The sequence below is a fragment of the Caenispirillum salinarum genome, from assembly GCF_044803115.1.
In the GTDB taxonomy this organism is placed as follows: domain Bacteria; phylum Pseudomonadota; class Alphaproteobacteria; order Rhodospirillales; family Rhodospirillaceae; genus Caenispirillum; species Caenispirillum salinarum_A.
Window position 1 is genome coordinate 3,599,531 of the sequence record NZ_CP085224.1, and the last position, 15,328, is coordinate 3,614,858.

General features: G+C 68.9%; 15 protein-coding genes. 9 read left to right on the plus strand and 6 right to left on the minus strand.

Going from position 1 to position 15,328, the window contains the following annotated elements:
* Nucleotides 1-219: 219 nt before the first annotated feature.
* The 5 genes from LG334_RS16500 (at nt 220) to grxD (ending at nt 4,119) form a co-directional block, all read left to right on the plus strand.
* A complete protein-coding gene (locus LG334_RS16500) occupies nt 220-1,239 on the plus strand; it encodes a hypothetical protein (RefSeq protein WP_404379712.1) in 1,020 nt (339 codons plus the stop codon).
* A 22-nt stretch (nt 1,240-1,261) separates the two neighbouring features.
* A complete protein-coding gene (eda, locus tag LG334_RS16505) occupies nt 1,262-1,918 on the plus strand; it encodes a bifunctional 4-hydroxy-2-oxoglutarate aldolase/2-dehydro-3-deoxy-phosphogluconate aldolase (protein ID WP_404379713.1) in 657 nt (218 codons plus the stop codon).
* The gene (locus LG334_RS16510) at nt 1,915-2,592 is read left to right on the plus strand and encodes an HAD-IA family hydrolase (RefSeq protein WP_404379715.1); all 678 of its coding nucleotides are present in this window, start codon (nt 1,915-1,917) and stop codon (nt 2,590-2,592) included. The genes eda and LG334_RS16510 overlap by 4 nt, the downstream gene beginning before the upstream one ends.
* Before the next feature lie 64 nt (nt 2,593-2,656).
* Complete coding sequence (gene rarD / locus LG334_RS16515; protein WP_404379717.1) at nt 2,657-3,604, plus strand: EamA family transporter RarD; 948 nt, start codon at nt 2,657-2,659, stop codon at nt 3,602-3,604.
* A gap of 179 nt (nt 3,605-3,783) precedes the next feature.
* Entirely contained in the window at nt 3,784-4,119 is a 336-nt protein-coding gene (grxD, locus tag LG334_RS16520; protein ID WP_404379718.1) for a Grx4 family monothiol glutaredoxin, read from the plus strand.
* Between the two features lie 66 nt (nt 4,120-4,185).
* Here grxD and LG334_RS16525 read toward each other — a convergent pair whose 3' ends face one another.
* Entirely contained in the window at nt 4,186-4,542 is a 357-nt protein-coding gene (locus LG334_RS16525) for an antibiotic biosynthesis monooxygenase family protein (protein WP_404379720.1), read from the minus strand.
* A 175-nt stretch (nt 4,543-4,717) separates the two neighbouring features.
* Here LG334_RS16525 and LG334_RS16530 point away from each other — a divergent pair, with 175 nt between their 5' ends.
* Nucleotides 4,718-5,545: an aldo/keto reductase gene (locus LG334_RS16530; protein WP_404379722.1), complete on the plus strand. Its 828-nt coding sequence runs from the start codon at nt 4,718-4,720 to the stop codon at nt 5,543-5,545.
* Nucleotides 5,546-5,644: 99 nt separating this feature from the next.
* Here the strand turns inward: LG334_RS16530 and rpsD are convergent, their stop codons facing one another.
* The 4 genes from rpsD to cimA all read right to left on the minus strand — a co-directional run bounded on the left by rpsD (nt 5,645) and on the right by cimA (nt 9,592).
* Entirely contained in the window at nt 5,645-6,259 is a 615-nt protein-coding gene (rpsD, locus tag LG334_RS16535; RefSeq protein ID WP_404379724.1) for a 30S ribosomal protein S4, read from the minus strand.
* 180 nt (nt 6,260-6,439) lie between these two features.
* Entirely contained in the window at nt 6,440-7,102 is a 663-nt protein-coding gene (bluB, locus tag LG334_RS16540; protein ID WP_404379726.1) for a 5,6-dimethylbenzimidazole synthase, read from the minus strand.
* 2 nt (nt 7,103-7,104) lie between these two features.
* Complete coding sequence (locus LG334_RS16545; protein ID WP_404379727.1) at nt 7,105-7,974, minus strand: RNA methyltransferase; 870 nt, start codon at nt 7,972-7,974, stop codon at nt 7,105-7,107.
* 22 nt (nt 7,975-7,996) lie between these two features.
* A complete protein-coding gene (gene cimA / locus LG334_RS16550) occupies nt 7,997-9,592 on the minus strand; it encodes a citramalate synthase (RefSeq protein WP_404379729.1) in 1,596 nt (531 codons plus the stop codon).
* A 249-nt stretch (nt 9,593-9,841) separates the two neighbouring features.
* Between cimA and LG334_RS16555 the strand changes: the two genes are divergently transcribed.
* Nucleotides 9,842-11,119: a nucleotide sugar dehydrogenase gene (locus LG334_RS16555; protein ID WP_404379730.1), complete on the plus strand. Its 1,278-nt coding sequence runs from the start codon at nt 9,842-9,844 to the stop codon at nt 11,117-11,119.
* A gap of 4 nt (nt 11,120-11,123) precedes the next feature.
* On the opposite strand, the gene LG334_RS16560 is transcribed toward LG334_RS16555, so the two are convergent.
* Nucleotides 11,124-11,939: a hypothetical protein gene (locus tag LG334_RS16560; protein ID WP_404379732.1), complete on the minus strand. Its 816-nt coding sequence runs from the start codon at nt 11,937-11,939 to the stop codon at nt 11,124-11,126.
* Nucleotides 11,940-12,142: 203 nt separating this feature from the next.
* On the opposite strand from LG334_RS16560, the gene LG334_RS16565 reads away from it, so the two are divergent.
* Together LG334_RS16565 and gltX are read left to right on the plus strand one after the other, a co-directional pair.
* A complete protein-coding gene (locus LG334_RS16565; RefSeq protein ID WP_404379734.1) occupies nt 12,143-13,816 on the plus strand; it encodes an NAD+ synthase in 1,674 nt (557 codons plus the stop codon).
* Nucleotides 13,817-13,891: 75 nt separating this feature from the next.
* On the plus strand, nt 13,892-15,241 hold the full coding sequence (gltX, locus tag LG334_RS16570) for a glutamate--tRNA ligase (RefSeq protein WP_404379736.1): 1,350 nt from the start codon (nt 13,892-13,894) through the stop codon (nt 15,239-15,241).
* Nucleotides 15,242-15,328 lie beyond the last annotated feature (87 nt).

The window sequence follows — 15,328 nt, forward strand, 5'->3', positions numbered from 1 at the left end:
TTTGCGAACGGGCTGGCAGCGAATGTAGGTTCCTGCTTTCACAAGCCATCAGCCGCCTCAACGGCGCCCCAACTCATCGCGGGGGAGCGCGAGGGGGACCACGTTGGTCCCCCTTCGCCACCTCGCCGCTCGGTACTGGAGCCATACCGTAATGGCTCTTCTCACACACGCGCTGTCCGCACACACTGCGCCCCGCCTTGAACACCCCGGAGCGCCTGAATGCCCGCCTTTCTCACCGCCGTCCAGCGCCTGATCCGCGACAGCTTGCGGGTCTGGTGGGTGCTGCTGCGCATGATGGTGCCCATCATGATCGCGGTGAAGGTGGCCGCCGAGATGGGCGCCATCCCTTACATCGCCGCGGCCTTCGCGCCGGTGATGGACCTGGCGGGGCTGCCGGCGGAGGTGGGCGTGGTCTGGGCCGCCGCCTGCCTGACGACCATCTACGGCGCGGCCGCCGTGCTGCCGACCGTGCTGCCCGACGTCTCCCTCACCGTCGCTCAGATGACCGTGCTGGGCACCATGATCCTGGTCGCCCACTCCCTGCCCGTGGAGGGCCGGGTGTGCCAGCGCGCCGGGGCCGGCATCATCTTTCAGACGCTCCTGCGCCTGGTCGCCGCCCTGCTGTTCGGCATCGTGCTCAATGCGGTCTACGGCGGCCTCGGCGTGCTGCAGGAGCCGGTGACCATCTCCTGGCTGCCCGAGGCAGACCCCGATGCCGGCTGGACAGGCTGGGCGGTCGACTCGGCCATCGGCCTCGGCTGGATCTATCTCATCATCCTGGCGATCATGGCCGGTATGGCGCTGCTGGACGCCGTCGGCGCGAACCGGCTGCTCACCCGCCTGCTGTCGCCGCTGCTGCGCGTCATGGGCATCGGCGAAAAGGCGGTCCCGCTGACCGTGATCGGCGTGCTGCTGGGCATCTCCTACGGCGGCGGGCTGATCATCCGCGAGGTGGAGCGCGGCGGGCTGAGCCGGCGCGACGTGCTGCTGTCCATCTCCTTCATGGCGCTGTGCCACAGCCTCATCGAGGACAGCCTCATCATCATCGCCCTGGGCGGCCACTGGTCGGGGGTGATTATCGGCCGGCTGGTGCTGACGCTGGTGGTGATCGCGGTGCTGGCGCGCATCGTCCATCGCATGTCCGACGAGACGCTGGCCCGCCTGTTCCTCAGCCGCGTGAAGATACCCGATCCCGCGCCCGAACCCGCCGCCGCAACCACCGCGCCCACCGCGCGTTGACGGCGGGCCCAAGCCCATTTCCATGCCGACGGAGACCGCCATGCCCGATGCCATGCTCGACATCCTCAAGCGGGCGCCGGTGGTGCCGGTGCTGGTCATCGAAAACGCCGACGACGCCGTGCCGCTCGCCCGCGCCCTGGTCGCGGGCGGGCTGCCGGCGCTGGAGGTGACGCTGCGCACCCCCGCCGCCCTGGACAGCATCCGCCGCATCACCGCCGAAGTGCCCGAGGCGCTGGTGGGTGTGGGCACCATCATGAAGCCCGCCGACTTCGACACGGCACAGGAGGCCGGTGCCCGCTTCGCCGTCAGCCCCGGCGCCACCGACGCCCTGCTTGAGGCCGCCCGCGCGAGCGGCATGCCCTTCCTGCCGGGCGTCGCCACCGCCAGCGAGGTCATGCGCGGCATGGAGGCCGGGTTGAGCGTCTTCAAGGCCTTCCCCGCCGCCGCCATCGGCGGACCCGCCACGGTGGCGGCCTTCGGCGGTCCCTTCCCGGAAGCGCGCTTCTGCCCGACCGGCGGCATTCGCTCCGGCACCGCCGCCGACTACCTGCGCCTGCCCAACGTGGTCGCCATCGGCGGCACATGGCTGGCGCCCAAGGAAAAGGTCCGCGCCGGCGACTGGCAGGGCATCGAGGACCTCGCCCGTTCCGCCGCCGGCCTGGCGGAGCACCTAGGATGACCGCAGGGGCCGCCTTCCCGCCGCTTGTCGCCAAGGCCCTGCTGCTGGACTTCGACGGGGTGCTGTTCGACACCACCGCATCCGTGGACCTGTTCTGGCGCCGCTTCGCCGAGGACGCCGGCCTGCCCGCCGAACGGGTGCTGGCGGACGTCCACGGCCGGCGCGAGGTCGACACCATCCGCGCCCTCGCGCCGGACCGTGTCACCAGCGATAGCGCCTATTACCGCGACCGGCCGATCCTGCCGGAGGAGATCGAGTGGGCGCGGGAGTATGCCGGCGCCGTCGATCTGCTGAGGACGCTGCCGCCGGAGCGTTTCGCCATCGTCACCTCCGGCCATCGCGCGCTGTTGACCGCACGGCTGGCGCACTTCGGCCTGGAGCTTCCGACGGTGACGGTGACCGCCGATGACGTGTCGGACGGCAAGCCTTCCCCCGCGCCTTACCTGTTGGCGGCGGAACGTCTGGGCGTGGACGCCGCCCGCGCGGTGGTGATCGAGGACGCCCCACCGGGCATCCGCGCCGGCAAGGCCGCCGGTGCCCGCGTCATCGCCGTCGCCACCACCCATGCGCCCGAGGAGTTGGGCGAGGCGGATCGCATCGTGTCCGACCTTGGCGCCATGGCGGTTTCGGCGCTGGAGGACGGCAGCCTGCGGATCACGCGGCGGACGCCATAGCGGCCCCTGCCCGGCCGGCTCAGCGGCACTGGACACTATCGCCGCCCGCCGTCACTGTGGCGCCATGACCCAGTCTTCCTCCGCATCCGGCCAAGTCGTCGCCGACCCCACCGCACGCGCTGGTTTCACCGCCGCCCTGGGGGCCTACGGCATATGGGGCATCTCGCCCCTGTTCTTCCGCGAGATCGCCATGGTGCCGCCGCTGGAGGTGGTGGCGCACCGCATCCTGTGGGCGCTGCTGGTGCTGGCGCTGGTCATCACCATCCGGGGCGGCTGGACGGAAACGGTCGCCATTCTGCGCGACCGCAAGAAGGCGCTGGTCTTCGTCGCCTCGGCCACCGCCATTACGGTCAACTGGATCACCTTCGTCCACGCCGTCACCAGCGGCCGGGCGCTGGAGGCGAGCCTGGGCTACTACATCTTCCCGCTGGTGACGGTCATGCTGGGCGCGGTATTCCTGAAGGAGCGGTTCTCGCCGCGCCAGGTGGCGGCGCTGGGGCTGGTGATTGCGGGCGTCGCGGCCCTGGTCATCGGCCTGGGCCGGCTGCCGTGGGTGACGCTGACGCTGGCGTGTTCGTTCGCCATGTACGGCCTGTTGCGCAAGACCGCGCCGGCGGAAAGCCTCGTCGGGCTTTTCCTCGAAACCATTCTGCTGAGCCCGCTGGTGCTGGTCTTCCTGGCCTGGCTGGAATGGACCGGCGCCGGCCACTTCATCGGCGCGCCCGAGGGGCCGTGGGTGACGACCCTGCTGGTGCTGGCGGGCCCTCTGACCGCCGTGCCGCTGTTCCTGTTCGCCTTCGCGGCCCGCCGGATGCGGCTGGCGACGCTTGGCCTCATGCAGTACATGAACCCCACCATCCAGTTCCTGCTGGCGACCCTGATCTTCGGCGAGGCCTTCACCACCCCCCACGCCGTCGCCTTCGGGCTGATCTGGACGGGCATCGCGGTCTACAGCATCGATCCCGGCCGCCTGCGCCGCCGACGCCGTGCGCGGAGCGGCGATGCCGCTTGACGCCGGACAAACCCTCCATCGCTTGCGGTTGACTTGCGCTTGCGTTGGGTCCATATGGCGGAACAGCCGCGAAGGACAGTGACGCCGGCAGACGGGTCCCGGTTGCCCGCAGCCCGCCCGCCAGGTCTCCCCCGACCCGCCGTCACGGACGCCCAGACGCCACAGGAGTTGAGCGAAGAATGACTGACAATCCGGCCTTCCAGCAGATCCAGAACGACATCGACACCAACGACGTCGTGGTGTTCATGAAGGGCACCAGCCAGTTCCCGCAGTGCGGCTTTTCCGCCGCCGTCGTGCAGGTGCTGAACCACTTCGGCGTTCCGTTCAAGGACGTCAACGTGCTCGCCAGCGACGACATGCGCCAGGGCATCAAGGACTTCTCCAACTGGCCGACCATCCCCCAGCTCTACGTGAAGGGCGAGTTCGTGGGCGGCTGCGACATCGTGCGCGAGATGGCCGCCAACGGCGAACTGCAGCAGATGTTCAAGGACAAGGGCGTGATGACCGCCGCGTAAGGTGGCGCCACACCGATCCTTGCAAAAGGCCGGTCTCCGCGGAGACCGGCCTTTTTCGTATGCGCGTCAGGCGTCTTCCTTCGCCTTATCCGGGGTCCTGGCCGGATCGCCCATGGCGTAGGCGCGTTCCACTTGGGCAACGCGGGTGGTGTAGGCGGAATACCAGCCATCGCGCCCGGCCGCGCGCGCCGCGACATGCTCGGCGTGGTGCTTCCAGGCGCGGATGGCCTCCTCGCTCTCCCAGTAGCTCACGGTGATGCCGAAGCCGTCCGGCCCGCGCGCCGATTCCACGCCCAGGAAGCCGGGCTGGGCGCGGGCAAGCTCCACCATGCGTTCGGCCATGGCGTCGTAGCCGTCGTCCGGCGCCTCGGCGCGGCGCGAGGTGAAGATGACGGCGTAGCAACCTGGCGTGCAAGCGTCCATGGAGGCGTCCTCTCCTGTTGAGCGGCCAGGATAGCCGCCCCGCCGCGCCGGGAGGCAGGGCCATTGCGCAGCGCAACCGCGGGGCGATTGCCCGCGTTGCCGCAGCAGATACCGGACGGCGCACCCGCGCCGGTCCGCGCCTTTTTCCTGTTCCAGAGCCATAAGGACAGCATCCATGTGGACCGTTCCCGCCAAGGACGCGCAGATTCCCGCGCTCGGCTTCGGCACCTTCACGCTTTCGCCCGATGACTGCCACCGCATGGTGAAGGCGGCGCTGGAGATCGGTTACCGCCACGTGGACACCGCCCAGGTTTACGACAACGAGGACGCCGTCGGCGCCGCCATGGGGGAAAGCCCGGCGCCGCGCGAGGACGTCTGGCTGACGACCAAGGTCTGGGTGGACAAATTCCGCGACGGCGATCTCCAGAAAAGCGTCGACGACAGCCTGAAGCGCCTCCAGACCGACTACGTGGACCTGCTGCTGCTGCACTGGCCCAACCGCGACGTTCCGCTGGAGGAGACGCTCAAGGCGCTGGCGTCGGTCAAGCGCGACGGCCGGGCCCGCCACATCGGCCTTTCCAATTTCACCGTTTCATTGATGAAGCAGGCCTTCGCCGCAACCGAGGAGCCGCTGGCCGTCAACCAGGTGGAGTATCACCCCTACCTGAACCAGGACCCGGTGCTGGACATGGTACGCGCCAAGGGTATGGCTCTGACGGCCTACAGCCCGGTCGCCCAGGGCAAGATCATGGGCGACGAAACGCTCAAGCGCATCGGCGCAAAGTACGGCAAGAACGAAGCCCAGGTGACTCTGCGCTGGCTAATCCAGCAGGACGGCGTCGTCGCCATCCCCCGCACCAAAAGCAAGGAGCACTGCAAGACCAACCTGGAGGTCTTCGACTTCGAGCTGACCGACGACGACATGGCCGAGATCAAGGGCCTCAACCGCCCCGACGGCCGCCAGATCAGCCCGCAGGGTCTGGCGCCCGAGTGGGACACCTGAAGGCGGAAGCGCTCGCATCCCGCACAAAGAAAACCGGCGGCACCCTGGGGGCGCCGCCGGTTTCTCGTTCGCGGGAATTCCCGCTCGCGCTGGCAGTGATTAGCGCGAGTAGAACTCGACCACCAGGTTCGGTTCCATCTGGACCGGGTAGGGAATGTCGGCCAGCTTCGGCGTGCGGACGAAGGTGCCCTTCATGGCCTTCGGGTCGACGTCCATGTAGTCGGGGACGTCACGCTCGCCGGACTCGATGGCTTCCATGATCTGCGGGATCTGGCGGGCGCGCTCGCGCACCTCGATCACGTCGCCTTCCTTGACCATGTAGGACGGAATGTTGACGCGCTTGCCGTTCACCAGGATGTGGCCGTGGTTGACGATCTGGCGCGCGGCGAACGGAGTCGCCACGAACTTCATGCGGTAGACGACGGCGTCCAGGCGGCGCTCCAGCAGGCCCACCAGGTTCTCGCCGGTGTCACCCTTCCGGCGGGTGGCCTCGACGTAGTACTTGTGGAACTGCTTCTCGCCGATGTTGCCGTAGTAGCCCTTCAGCTTCTGCTTCGCCATCAGCTGGATGCCGAAGTCGGACGGCTTGTGGCGGCGCTGGCCGTGCTGGCCGGGGCGCGACTCGCGCTTGTTCAGCGGGCTCTTGGCGCGGCCCCACAGGTTGACCTGAAGGCGGCGGTCGATTTTGTGCTTGGCGGCGATACGCTTCGACATAGCGTGCTCGATCCTTGTTTTAAAAGGTTGCGTAGCGTTGTTGTTCCGGTAGTCCCGGCCGCCGGCCCGAAGGCCGTGGTGGGCGGGGTGAACGCACACGGGCGCCATCCACATTCCCGGAAAGAAGCGCGCAGTATGCGCATATTTGCGGCCCCGTCAACCCTTGAGGCCGCCAGCGCCTCACCGCCGGTGAACGAAGGAACCGTGCGGCTTGCGGTCCTGCCAGCCGCGGCGCTGAAGCTCGGGCTCGGGGCTGTCGGCGATGTCGGGCCAGCCGATGCACATGTAGGAGACGAACTGCCACGACTCCGGCACCTCCAGGTCCGCCTTCAGGCGTTCGGGGTCCAGGATCGACACGTAGCCCACCCCAACGCCTCGGGCCCGCGCCGCCAGCCCGAGGATGACCGCCGCACCCGCCACGGAATGCTCCAGCGTCTGCGGCATGGTGCGCGATCCCAGCCCGTGCCCCAGCGCCCCCTCGCCGTCGCAGAACAGCGCCACCTGCACCGGCGCCCTGTCGAGGCCCGAAAGCTTCAGGCTGGCGTAGAGCTTTGCCCGCTCGCCGTCGTAGTCGTGCAGGGCGTCGGAGTTGGCGGTGGCAAAGTTGGCCCGCACGCGCACGCGCAAGGAAGGGTCTTCGACCATCACGAAGCGCCACGGCTGGCTGTTGCCCACGGAAGGCGCCAGGCAGGCCAGCCGGATCAGGTCGTCCACCACCGCCGGGTCCACCGGGTCCGGCTTGAAATGCCGGATGTCCCGCCGCCACGCGACGAGGTCCTCGAAGCGGCGGCGGAAGTGTTCGTTGAACACCGGCGCGGCATTGAACGGCGGCGCCTCGGCCATGATCACTCCCCCTTGTCGTCGGTCCCCTGCCCCGTCCCGCCGGAAAGGGCCTCCTCGCCCACCTCCGCCGGCTGCTGGCTTCCCTGATAGGGGGGACGGTCGGGCCGGCGGCCCCAGCGCAATTCCTTGACGATGCCGTGCAGGGTGCGGATTTCCGTCTCGGTCAGGTTGGCGCGCAGGAACAGGTTGCGGATGTTGCGCACCATGCTGGGCCGCTTGTCGGCGACGCGCAGGAAGCCGCTGGCGTCCAGTTCCGCCTCCAGATGGCCGAAGAAGCGCAGCACCATTTCCTTGCCCGCCAGATTGGTCTGATTGGTGATCAGTTGCTCCGCCGGCGGATCGACCTTCACCTGGTACCATTCATAGCCGATCAGCAGCACCGCCATGGCCAGGTTCAACGAGCAATAGGCCGGGTTCAGCGGCGCCTCGACGATCACGTCCGACAGCGCCAGCGCGTCGTTCTCCAGCCCCGTGCGCTCTTTGCCGAACAGGATGCCGGTGGCGTTGCCCGCCTGCCCCTGCGCGTGCATGTCGACGGCCGCCCGCTTGGGCGTCATCAGCGGCTTGATCATGCCGCGCCGCCGCGCCGTGGTGGCATAGACGCGCTTGAGGTCGCCGACCGCCTCTTCCAGGCTGTCGAAAACGCGCGCCTGCTGCAACACGTCCACGGCGCCCGAACTGGCGCTGATCGCCTTTTCCGACAGATGGTCCTCGCGCGGCTGCACGAGGCGCATCTGCGTCAGGCCGCAGTTGAGCATGGCGCGGGCGGCGGTGCCCACGTTCTCCCCCAGTTGGGGGCGGTCGAGGATGATGACGGGCGCGAGCGGATCTTCCGCAAGCTCGCGCGCCCGGGTCTTGTCGGTGCCAGCCATTGTTCCGTTTTCAAAAGCCCGCTCAGGCGGTCGCGCCGTCGCGGTGAAGCTTGAAGTTGATGGAATCCGACAGCGCCTCGAACGAGGCGTCGATCAGGTTTTCGGAGACGCCCACCGTGGTCCAGCGCACGCCCGAACCGTCGGCGCTTTCGATGGTCACGCGGGTGACGGCGGCGGTGGCGGCCTCGGGGTTGAGGATGCGCACCTTGAAGTCCACCAGCCGCAGGTCTGAAAGCTGCGGATAGTACGGCAGCAGCAGCTTGCGCAGGCAGGCGTCCAGCGCGTTCACCGGGCCGTCGCCCTCCGCCACCGTCATGTTGCGCTCGCCCTGGACGGTCAGCTTGGCGATGGCCTCAGACAAGGTAATGAGCTGGCCCCTGGCATTCCAGCGCCGTTCGTCGATGACGCGGAAGCTGTCCACCTTGAAGTACTCGGGCACGTCCTCCAGCATCCGGCGGGCCAGCAGTTCGAAGCTGGCCCAGGCGCCGTCGTAGGCATAACCCTGGAACTCACGCTCCTTGACCAGTTCGATCAGGCGGGCGAGGCGCGGGTCCTTGCGGTCCACCTCCATGCCGATCTCGTCGAAGCGGGCCAGGATGTTGGACAGTCCCGCCTGGTTGGAGACCAGGATCAGGCGCTTGTTGCCGATGCTGTCGGGGTCGACATGCTCGTAGCACTTGGGGTCCTTGGCGACGGCGGAGACGTGCAGCCCGCCCTTGTGGGCGAAGGCGCGCTCGCCCACATAGGCCGCTTCCCTGCTGGGCACCCGGTTGAGCCGTGCGTCCAGCGAGCGCGACAGCTTCGTCAGGCCCTTGAGGTCGGCCTCCGTCAGGCCCGTCGTCATGCCCATCTTCAGCATGAGCGTCGGGATGATGGTGATGAGGTTGGCGTTGCCGCAGCGCTCCCCCAGGCCGTTGAGCGTGCCCTGCACCTGGCGGGCGCCGGCGCGCACGGCGGCCAGGCTGTTGGCGACGGCGTTCTCCGTGTCGTTGTGGCAATGGATGCCGACATGGCTGCCGGGCACCACCTTGACCACCTCGGAGACGATGTCGAACACCTCGTGCGGCAGCGTGCCGCCGTTGGTGTCGCACAGCACCACCCAGCGGGCGCCGGCCTCGTGGGCGGCCTTGACGCAGTCCAGCGCGAAGGCGGGATTGGCCTTGTAGCCGTCGAAGAAATGCTCGGCGTCGAACATCACCTCTTCCGCCACCGTGGCGGCGTGGGCGATGGAATCCGCGATCATCCGCACGTTCTCGGCCGGCTCGATGCCAAGCGCCACCTCGCACTGGAAGTCCCAGCTCTTGCCCACAAGCGTCACCACCGGCGCGCCCGAGCGCACCACGGCCTGAAGCCCTGGGTCGTTGTCGGCCGAGCGTCCGGCGCGGCGCGTCATGCCGAAGGCGGCGATGCGCCCGCGGGTGGTCTCGGGCAGGCTTCTGAAAAAGGCGTCGTCGGTGGGGTTGGCGCCGGGCCAGCCGCCCTCCACATAGTCGAAGCCGATGGCGTCCAGCTCCCGCGTAATCGCAGCCTTGTCGGCGGCGGAAAAGTCCACGCCGTGCGTCTGCGCGCCGTCGCGCAGCGTGCTGTCGTAGATGTAAACGCGGGTATCGTCGCTCATCGGGTCCATGGTCCCACTGTATTCGAAAAAACGCGGCAAGGGGTGCGCAGAATGCCCCAGCGGCGCGGTCCTGCCAAGTCCCGCCGGCGCGCGGGCGGCACAACGGCGGCTCAGGCGGCTTAAAGGGCGGCACATCCGGCGATGATACGGGGATTAGGCCGCGCGGGTTAAGCAGCCGGGTCAATATTGAGACCCCGGCCGGCGTGCTAGACAAGATCCACGCAGTCATTGAACAGCGAGGGCCTTCGCATGTCCGGCACCGAGAAGATTTCCGTCATCGGCCTTGGCTACGTCGGCCTGCCGCTGGCGGTCGCCATCGCCCGTCATTTTCCCACCGTCGGGTTCGACATCGACGAAGCGCGCATCGCCCAGCTGCGCGCCGGCCACGACCGCACGCGCGAGGTCGAGGGCGACGCCATGGCGACCACCACCCTGCACTGCACGGGCGACCCGGCCGAGATGGCGGGCAGCGCGGTCTTTATCGTCACGGTGCCGACGCCGGTCGACCAGTGGAACAAGCCCGACCTGTCGCCGCTGAAGGCCGCGTGCAAGACGGTCGGCGACGTGCTGACGCCGGGGGCGACCGTCGTGTTCGAAAGCACCGTCTATCCCGGCGTGACCGAGGACCTCTGCGGGCCGCTGCTGGAGCGGTTCTCGGGCCTGACCTGCGGCACCGACTTCTTCCTGGGCTACAGCCCCGAGCGCATCAATCCCGGCGACCGCGAGCACACGGTGGACCGCATCACCAAGGTCATCGCCGGCCAGACGCCCGAGGTGACGGAACAACTGGCGCGCGTCTACGGCACGGTGACCACCGGCGGCGTCTTCCGGGCGGCCAGCATCAAGGCGGCCGAGGCGGCGAAGGTGATCGAGAACGCCCAGCGCGACATCAACATCGCCTTCATCAACGAAATCACCATGATCTTCCAGCGCATGGGCCTGTCCATCCAGGACGTGCTGGCGGCCTCCGGCACCAAGTGGAACTTCCTGCCCTTCCAGCCCGGCCTGGTGGGCGGCCACTGCATCGGCGTCGACCCGTTCTATCTGGCGGAATGCGCCAGCCAGCTGGGCCACCATCCCGAGATCATCCTGTCGGGGCGCAAGGTCAACGACGGCATGGGCCACTACATCGCCGACCGGGTCATGGACCTGATGGGCCCGGACAAGGAAAACGCCCGCGTCCTGGTCATGGGCCTGACCTTCAAGGAGAACGTGCCCGACCTGCGCAACACGCGCGTGGTGGACATCATCGCCAAGCTGCGCGCCAAGGGCCATGTGGTCGACGTTCACGACCCCATGGCCGACACCGAAGAGGCCGCGCGCTATTACCAGATCGAGCTGAAACGGTCCCTGGACGACTTGTCGGGCTACGACGCGCTGATCGGCGCCGTTCCCCACGCCCCCTACAAGGCCCTGGCGGCCGACGCCTTCCAGCGGCTGGTCAAGCCGGGCGGGCTGATCGCCGACATCAAGGGCATGTGGCGCGGCGCCCCCCTGCCCCAGGGGATGCAGGTCTGGAGCCTGTAGGCGCCTAGGCCTCCCGCTCCAGCGCGGCCAGCAGGCGGGCGGCGTCGGTCACGGCCACGTCGCCGAAGCGGCGGCGCAGAACACCGGTGGCCGCCGGGTCCGAGAGCCGCTCGGTCAGCGGCTCGTACAACGCGCGCAGCAGAAGCCGCGTGCGGCCGGCATCGCAGCGCCAGGCGGGGTCGTGATCCTCCGGCAGGGGCGGCGGCAGGTGGCCGTTGATGACCTCCGTCAGCCAGTCCAGGCGGCGGCCGACGTCCTGGAAGTGGCGCGCCGCGGCCATCAGAACCTCGCACAGCACCGCCTCGGCCTCGGGCTGGGCGGTCAGCTGCGGCCAGTCCACCAGGCCCAGGCGGTCCTCCCGGTGGCGGGTGAGCAGCGCCTCCGTCCGCCGCGCGGCGTCCTCCAGCGTCGCCGGCCCGACCATCTTGGACAGCGCCGCCATCAGCCCCGGAATGGCGCGGCGTGACAGGACGGCGTCGGGCGCCGGGCCGCCCTCGTCGCCTGCGCGCTTGGGCAGCAGGTGGCTGAAGCGGCGCGTCAGCAGGCGCTCGAAGGGGCGGTGGCGGCGATCCTCCCACAGCACGGCATCGTGCAGCCGCAGGCATTCGCTCGGGGCGGCGCCCGCGGCGGGGCCGACGTCGGCCAGGTAGGCTTCCGCCAGTTCGCGCAGATAATCCTCGCCGGGAAGATATATCGGCGCGGACGCCAGGTGCCCGTCCTCCCGCAGGCGGTCGATGAATCCCATCAGCAGGCGACGGTTCATGTCCAGCGGGCATGAGCGCTCACGCGCGGGCGTGGCGGGCGCGGTCACGGCGGGCATGGCGCTAGTCTCCCTGGCAAATGGTTATGGTTGCACGCAGTCTAGCGCCGCTCCTGTGTCCTGGCGACATGGCCGGAAGGCATGGTCCCGAGGGACCGCCCGCGTCGCCACCTCCGCGCGAGACCGATCCGCCGCCGCGCCCCCGGCGTTGACAGCATGACGCAGCGCCAATAGCTTCGCACCATCTTGTTCCAGGGGTCTTCATGACGATCACGGACGCGCCCATAGACCGCCTCAACATCCTGCTCGCGCAGATCAATCCCACCGTCGGCGACATCGACGGCAACGCCGCCATGCTCCGGCACGCCCTGGAACGGGCCAAGGCCGCCGGCGCCGACCTGGTGGTGGGGCCGGAATTGTGCCTGTGCGGCTACCCGCCCGAGGACCTGGTCTACCGCCGCGCCTTCCTCGATCGCGTGGAGGAGGCCGTCTCCGCGCTCGCCGCCGAGACCAACGACGGCCCGGCGCTCATCGTCGGCGCGCCCTGGCGGGTGGACCTGGGCGTTGTCAACGCCGCCCTGCTGCTGTGCGAGGGCGAAATCCGGGCGGTGCGCGCCAAGCACCACCTGCCCAACTACGGCGTCTTCGACGAACAGCGCGTCTTCACGCCCGGCCCGCTGCCCGAGCCGGTGGACTTCAAGGGCGTGCGGCTCGGCATCCTGGTGTGCGAGGACATGTGGTTCCCCGACGTGGCGGCGAACCTCAAGGAGCACGGGGCCGAGATCCTGGTGGTCCCCAACGGATCGCCGTTCGAGGTCGACAAGCACGAGGTGCGCCTGAACCACGCGGTTGCGCGGGTGGAGGAGACGCACCTGCCGCTCATCTACGTCAACCAGGTGGGCGGCCAGGACGAACTGGTGTTCGACGGCGCGAGCTTCGTCATCAACTCCGACTACGCGCTGGCCGGCCGCGCCGCCGCCTGGGCGGAGGACGACCTGCTGACGGTGTGGACCAAAAGTGCCCGCTTCGGCACCTGGAACGCCGACAGCGCCCGGGTCGAACCGCCCGACGACCGCTGTGCCGCCATCTATCAGGCCATGATGCTGGGCACGCGGGACTACGTGAACAAGAACGGCTTTCCCGGCGTCATCCTGGGGCTTTCGGGCGGCGTGGACAGCGCGCTGGCCGCCGCCGTGGCGGTGGACGCGCTGGGCCGCGACCGGGTGCGCTGCGTCATGATGCCCTCGCCCTACACCAGCGAGCACAGCCTTGAGGACGCCGCCGCCATCGCCGAGACGCTGGGCGTGGAATACGACACCATCAACATCGGTCCCGCCATGGGAGCCTTCGACACCATGCTGGAAGGCGTGTTCGAGGGCACCGAGGTCGGCATCACCGAGGAAAACATCCAGTCCCGCGCCCGCGGCATCGTGCTCATGGCGCTGTCCAACAAGTTCGGCCCCATGGTCCTGTCGACCGGCAACAAATCGGAGATGTCGGTGGGCTACGCGACGCTCTACGGCGACATGAACGGCGGTTTCAACCCGCTAAAGGACGTCTACAAGCTCGACGTCTTCGGCACCTGCCGCTGGCGCAACGAGAACAAGCCCGTCGGCGCACTGGGTCCCGAGGGCCGGGTGATGCCCGACCGCGTCATCTCCAAGCCGCCCAGCGCCGAGTTGCGCCCCGACCAGAAGGACGAGGACAGCCTGCCCGGCTACGAAATCCTCGACGCCGTCCTGCGCGGCCTGAACGAGGACCAGAAGGGCGTGCGCGAGCTGGTGGAGGACGGGTTCGACGCCGACGTGGTGGAGAAGGTCTGGACGCTGCTCAACCGCGCCGAATACAAGCGCCGCCAGGCCCCGCCGGGCGTGAAGATCACAAGCATGGCGTTCGGCCGTGAACGTCGCTATCCCATCACCAACCGTTACAAGTGACGCCCGCGGGCGGGTCCCGGACATGGGGGCCGCGCCCCGCGTCCGCCCGTGAGAAAAAGAGAGACCCGACCCGCCATGAGCATCCGAGTCCGTTTCGCGCCCAGCCCCACCGGCGCGCTGCATGTGGGCAACATCCGCGTCGCGCTGGTCAACTGGCTGCTGGCGCGCCGCAACGGCGGCTCCTTCCTGCTGCGCTTCGACGACACCGACCAGGAGCGGTCGAAGGCCGAGTACGTGGAAGGCATCCGCCGCGACCTGGCGTGGCTCGGGCTCTCCTGGGACGAGGAAGCCTTCCAGTCCGACCGCCTGGCGGATTACGACGCCGCCTTCGAGCGCCTGAAGGACGCCGGCCGCGTCTATCCCTGCTGGGAAACGCCGGAGGAACTGGACTACAAGCGCAACCGCCAGCGCGCCCGCGGCCGCCCGCCGGTCTACGACCGCGCCGCCCTGTCGCTCACCGACGAGGAAAAGGCCCGCTACGAGGCCGAGGGCCGCAAGCCCCACTGGCGCTTCCTGCTCGACGGCGGCGAGGTCGCGTGGGACGACGGCGTGCGCGGCCCCAGCAAGACCCAGATGGGCAGCATCTCCGACCCCGTGGTCAAGCGCGCCGACGGCACGTACCTCTACATGCTGCCATCGGCGGTGGACGATATCGCCATGCAGGTCACCGACGTTGTGCGCGGCGAGGACCACGTCACCAACACCGCCGTCCAGATCCAGATGTTCCAGGCCCTGGGCGGCGAGCCGCCGCGCTTCGCCCACCTGCCGCTGCTGGTGGACGCGGAAGGCAAGGGCCTGTCCAAGCGCCTGGGCAGCCTGTCCATGGGCGAGTTGCGCGACGACGGCCTGGAGCCGGGCGCGGTGACCAGCCTGCTCGCCCGCCTGGGCACCGCCGATCCGGTGGAGCCGCGCCAGAGCCCGGACGAACTGGCGGCGGAGTTCGACATCACCCGCTTCGGCCGGGCGCCGGCCCGATTCGATCCGGCGGACCTGGAGCAGATCAACGCCCGCCTGCTGCACGACATGACCTTCGGCGCCGCCGGGCCGCGCCTGGTGGCGCTGGGCATCCCGACCGACGCGGCCGAGCCGTTCTGGCACGCCATCCGCCCCAACATCACACGCTTCGCCGAGGCGCGGGACTGGTGGAGGGTGGTAACCGGCCCGGTCGCGCCGGTGATCGAGGACGAGGACCAGGACTTCATCGCCGCCGCCCGTGGCCTGCTTCCACCGGAACCCTGGGATGCGGAAACCTGGACGCAATTCGTCTCCCTTGTGAAGACCGAGACCGGTCGCAAGGGCAAGGGATTGTTCATGCCCCTGCGCAAGGCCTTGACCGGATTGGCCCACGGCCCCGAACTCAAACCCCTCCTGCCGCTTATCGGGCGGGCGCGGGCGGACGCGCGGCTGGCCGGCGAAACGGCGTAACCGCCCTGTCGTATCCCCGCTATCCGGCCGGGTGCATTTGTGCCGCTCGTCCATTCGGATAGGATATCCATTCCACGTTTGGCGTAT